Annotated in this window: 1 protein-coding gene; it reads left to right on the forward strand. The window is 59.5% G+C overall.

What is annotated here, in order from left to right:
• Positions 1-92: 92 nt before the first annotated feature.
• Positions 93-1,041 (forward strand): IS630 family transposase gene (locus EN824_RS33435; protein ID WP_135933157.1). Its coding sequence is split into 2 segments (ribosomal slippage): positions 93-428 and positions 430-1,041, totalling 948 coding nucleotides; the frame shifts between segments, so codons are not numbered across the junction.
• The last annotated feature ends 11 nt before the right edge of the window (positions 1,042-1,052 follow it).

Consider the following 1,052-nt stretch of genomic DNA (forward strand, 5'->3'; position numbering starts at 1 on the left):
CTAGAGCGGTTCCTGTTTTGAGAGAATCGTAGGATTCCCAAAGCAGCTGGTTTGTGATTCAAGATGCTGGCTGGATTGGAGGCCAGCATCTGATGACGCGAGCGCTTTCAAACGATCTTCGTGAGCGTGTTGTTGAAGCAGTTGGCGCAGGCGAGAATTGCCGTGCTGTGGCATCGCGCTTTGGCGTTGCGGTTTCCTCTGTAGTGAAGTGGTCGCAGCGTTACCGTGCCACCGGCTCGGTGGCGCCGGGCAAGATGGGCGGACATCGCAAGCGCGTTCTGGAGCCGCATCGGGCCTTCATTGTTGAACGGATCAATCAGACCTCTGAGCTGACGCTGCATCGGCTAAAGGACGAGTTGGATGCGCGTGGGATCAAGGTCTCGCACAACACGGTCTGGATGTTTCTGCGCCGCGAGGGCCTGAGCTTCAAAAAAAACGCTGTTCGCCCTTGAGCAGGCGCGCGCTGATGTTGCCCGCAGGCGTCAGCGATGGCGGTCCTGGCAGGGTGGCCTTGATCCGCAGTGCCTTGTCTTCATCGACGAGACCTGGATCAAGACCAACATGGCTCCGCTGCGCGGTTGGGGGCCGAAGGGCAAACGGCTGCGCGGTTTGGCTCCACACGGCCACTGGCGCACGCTGACCTTCCTCGGCGCACTGCGCTGGGATCGGCTCGCGGCTCCTTGCGTCTTCGACGGCCCGATCAACGGCCAATGCTTCCGTGCCTATGTCGAGCAGCAGCTCATCACGGTGCTGAAGCCCGGCGATATCGTCGTCATGGATAATCTGGGAAGTCATAAGTCGGCGGCCATCAGGCAGATGGTCAAGGCCGCCGGCGCCAGACTTTGGTATCTGCCGCCCTACTCTCCGGACCTCAATCCGATTGAGCAGGCCTTCGCCAAGATCAAACACTGGATGCGCCAGGCTCAGAAACGCACCGTCGAGGAAACTTGGCGTCACATCGGCCACCTCGTCGAAACCATCGAGGCAGCCGAATGCAAGAACTACTTCGAAAACGCCGGATACGCTTCCGTCAAAACATGAAACGCTCTAGG

The sequence above is a fragment of the Mesorhizobium sp. M8A.F.Ca.ET.181.01.1.1 genome (assembly GCF_004792025.1).
GTDB lineage: Bacteria > Pseudomonadota > Alphaproteobacteria > Rhizobiales > Rhizobiaceae > Mesorhizobium.